This is a genomic window from Pseudomonas sp. Sample_9, assembly GCF_004307535.1.
Taxonomy (GTDB): domain Bacteria; phylum Pseudomonadota; class Gammaproteobacteria; order Pseudomonadales; family Pseudomonadaceae; genus Aquipseudomonas; species Aquipseudomonas mercuritolerans.
In genome coordinates this window covers 1-4195 of sequence record NZ_RAZO01000099.1, presented here as the reverse complement: position 1 = coordinate 4195, position 4195 = coordinate 1, and the positions used below count along the sequence as shown (strand labels likewise).

The window sequence follows — 4195 nt, the reverse complement described above, 5'->3', positions numbered from 1 at the left end:
ATCAGTCTGCCCGAAGGGCTCGGCAACCCGGCGGTGATTGACAAGGATCAGGCCGCCAAAGGCGTACTCCTGACGTTCGATTACCCTTATTGCCGCGCCTACGATCAGGTGAAATACGAGATCAATCGCCAGACCTTCACCCACACGGTGACGCCGGAACAGGCGGGCAAGGCATTCTCGGTGCTGATCGGTCCCGACACCTTTCAAAAAATTGGCAGCATGAACAACTGCCCGTTCTCTTACACGGTGGTCGATCAACTGGCCAATTCCACTCACCGGAACCGCTGGTCGAAGTACATTCATGCCAACATTGACCTTGAGCGAAACTTCCTGCCCCAGCCGATCCTGCGCGAGGATCCAGACGATGACATGGACGATCCATCGATTGTGGACCTCGACAAACTCAAGGGCCGGCCGCTACTGATCGTCGTTGCTCCCACTACTCCCGATTTTCAAAAGGGCGACACGATCAAAGGGTATTCTCGGCTGAACGATTCAGCCGAGAATCCGCCCCAACTAGGCGTGATCACCGACAAGTTCGGAGTGCTGCAACCGTGCATTCTGGTGCTACCCACCGATCAACTGACTTCCGGCGCGCGCTTGCAGGTGCGTTATGAGCTGAAACGGCCGGCAGGCACCGTTGTTGGGCACTCCAGAACGGCCGAGGCCGAGATCATCGGCGAAGCGGCGCCGGATCTGGTAGCACCGATAATCAGACAGGCACCAGGCAACAGCCTGGATCCGCTTGCCGCGAAAGATGCGCTGACCGCTTTGGTCTTTGATCCTTCCATTCAGCTTGATGATGTAATCGAAGTGCGCTGGATCGCCGCCCCGGGCACTCCTGCCGATGGCTCCTACACCTCGCCGCCTCACGTGGTCAAAGTGCTGGGCACGCAGGAGATTGCGCTGGACAACAAAGTGCTTGCGTACAGTTTCGGTGGCAATGTGACGGTGGATTACAGCAAGACAACCGGATCGGCTACGCGCGATTCCCTGCCGCTGATACTGAGCGTGCAGGACATTGCCGACGGAGATCCTCGATTGCCCACGCCGACGATCGACCGGGTGACGGGAGATGTGCTGGATCCTGCGGATTTGTTGGAGTCGGATTTTACGAGAATTCCGCCCTGGCCGTTGATCGCGCTAAGCCAAAAGGTCGACCTGACTTATAGGGAAATTAAAAGCAACGGTGATATTGGGTTTGTTGAAGAAGCTTTTAAGGACAGGGAAGTGACGGCAGATGATTTGGGTGGTATGAAACATCAGATCCCACTTTATAAGCTTCAAACACTTGAAGATGCCTCAAAATTTTATATTGAAGGTAAAGTTTCGTTCAATCGCGGCAGTGACGGAATTAGAAAAATAGCTTTACCGAAACGCATCTACAATATCAACCGCGGAATTGATGATTTAACGACTTTCACCAACTACGAAAATAATGGCTGGCAGATTCAAGATTCGGCTGGCGTAATAACCAAGGAAGGCGATAACTATTTTGTATCGTCAGTACAAATTCAAAATTGGCACTATATATACATGTCAAAATCATACGAACACCTTCCAAGCGGGGTGGCCTGCAGTTTAAACTTCGACTACGTCAGTTCCTTCCCAGTGAGAAGCCGCATTCAAATGACCACAAGTTGGTATTCCCCTAATAAGATAACCTTATCGGCCCCCGAATTGTCGGCAACCCATAACTGGAAGAGCGCGGGAAAAGATTTTTTTCTCGGCTCCCCGCAAACACAGTTAGACTCAAGGATCTTCATAGTATTGGAATCAAGCGGAGCATTTAAGTTAGACAATATTCACCTACAAAAGATACCATCAAGTGAGACTCGGAATGATACTTAGGCTTCGCAGATCGTAACTACCCCCCATCCCGGCTAGCCCTCTCTGGCCGCTACATCAGGAAGGTGTGCGATGGACAATGCTCAACCCGACAACGCCGTCATGACGCTGCATCCCGTGAAAATACACCTGGCGACGGAGGGCGTAATCATCGACCCGTCGGCGCCCGATGAAGTCCCGGTGTTGGGCCTGCCGTTGGGGATTTTCAAGGAGGTCACGCGCAACGGCGTCCTCGCTGCGGGCGTGCAGGTATTGATCGATCCGCCTCTGGACGTTGGTCAATATGACGCCATCAGGCTCTACGTCAACGGCGTGCAGAGCGGCGATGCGCAGCCAGTCATCAATGAACGAATGACCTTCACCGTATTCCAGAGCGAATTTCGCGACAGCGTCAACAACATCGTCCATTACATTCTGAAAAACGTCAGCGGCAATGACAGCAAATCCATCGAAACTTGGGTGAGATACCACGACACCTTGCCCGGCGGCAACGCCGTGCCCGGCACCGGCGATCATCCGGGGCTGATGATCAGCCTGCCTGAACAACTCGGCGATCCGGCGGTGATTGGCCAGCCTGAAGCGACCAAGGGGGTGCTGCTAACGTTCCATTACCCGTATTGCCGAGCATACGATCTGGTAACTTACGAGATCCACCGCCAGCGCTTCACTCACACCGTGACGGTAGAGCAAGCCGGCAAAACATTTTCGGTGTTGATTGACTTCGCCAAGTTTCAACTGATTGGCAGTCTGAAAAATTGCCCGTTCTCCTACACCATGGTTGACCAACTGCTCAACCCGACGCACCAGCGTCGCTGGTCGAAGTCGATTTTCGCGAACATTGATCTTGAGCGGACGTGGCTGGGGATGCCGCTGTTGCGCGAAGACACCAGCGACAACACCGATGATCCGAAGATTGTCGATCTCGACAAGATAAATAAATCGCTGTCGGTGGTGGTCCGTCCAAACGATCCGCTGTATCAGATCGGCGACCTGGTGACTGCGTTTTACCGACTCGACGATTCAGCGGAAAAGGCTACCGACCCCAGTGTATTCCCGGCTGATGATTATGGTGATCTGGCCGCATGCGTTGTTCCCATAGCTAAAGACCAGTTCGTTTCAGGTAAACGCTTGAAGGTGCGTTTTAAGGTTGAGCGTCCGGCCGGGACAATCATTGGTCATTCCAGAACTGCCGAGGCAGAGATCATTGGCACCGTCGTCGATGAAAAGCCCGTTATCACCCGCGTCATCGGCACGGTGAGTGGAAAAGATATTGTTCAAGGCGCCATTACTGTAGAAACCGCCGTGACATTGACGGGGACCGCGGCCACAGGGCAACTGGTTGATGTGCGCGACGGTAATATCATCGTTGACCAAGCGAAAGCCGACGCGACTACGGGAGTTTGGACATATGCCGTCGCGAGCCTTACGACGGAGCCGCACAGTTTTACAGCCAAAGCGAGATACGGATCGGAGCAAAGTTCTCTGGCTTGGGCATTTACCGTAACGGCTTCGAAAAGACCGACGATTGAATCGGTAAAAGGCTTAACTAGTGGAGAGGAAATCCCGGATGGCAGTAAGATCGAAGAAACTACGGTGATCCTGAGCGGTTTTGCTGCCAAAGGTCAGGAAGTCGATGTCTTTGATTGGGAGGACTCCGTAAGCAAATCTCCAGTGGATCCGTTAACGGGCAAATGGGCGCTCACTGTACCAAGTTTGGATCCAGTAATGCATAGCTTTACTGTCAAGGGGTTGTATGGGGCTGAAGAGGTTTCGCCACCTCGAACTTTGACTGTAACGGAGGGGTATGACGACCTTGCGACGTTTACAGATAACAACATGAACGGATGGAGCTTCCATTACGATTTTGGCTCGCTTATCAAGCAAGGGGAGGAATTCTTTATACGTTCAAAGAACATAAACGGTGCGAACAGGCTAGTTCCATCCAAGTCTTACGAACACTTACAAAGTGGTCTTTCGTGTACGCTGAGCTTCGATTATCTAGCCACCTCTCCGGAAAACTTGTTTATATTACTCGGATCCTTAGTTGGTTATGACGTAGTAGAGTTACCCCACCATACTTTTGCAAGCACCAACACATGGCGCTCCCTTAATATCAAATGCTATCTCGGATTACCGGAAACGAAGAGGTATTCAACTATCATTATAGGACATGAAAACGCAGGGGTTTTCAGCTTGGATAACCTCCGATTAAAAGCCAGTTATTAGTCGTGCATTTCAGCGGAACGCAGAGCAAGCAAAACGACGCAAAAAAATGCGCTTCGGCCTTTAATAACTGGCGGAAGACAGCCGGAGTCGAACCTGCCCGGGAACGGATGCCGTCCCCAAC

The 4195-nt window shown here is 52.2% G+C and carries 2 protein-coding genes; both read left to right on the top strand.

Annotated features, from left to right (window positions below; translation table 11 throughout):
• Nucleotides 1–1851: hypothetical protein (locus tag D6877_RS29340; protein ID WP_178083640.1), on the top strand; the 1851-nt coding region annotated here is incomplete at its 5' end.
• A 69-nt stretch (nucleotides 1852–1920) separates the two neighbouring features.
• Complete coding sequence (locus D6877_RS29335; protein WP_178083639.1) at nucleotides 1921–4074, top strand: hypothetical protein; 2154 nt, start codon at nucleotides 1921–1923, stop codon at nucleotides 4072–4074.
• Nucleotides 4075–4195 lie beyond the last annotated feature (121 nt).

Bases quoted from the DNA above. Each gene is read 5' to 3' on its own strand.
- D6877_RS29335 (WP_178083639.1), top strand. From the start codon at position 1,921: ATGGACAATGCTCAACCCGACAACGCCGTCATGACGCTGCATCCCGTG.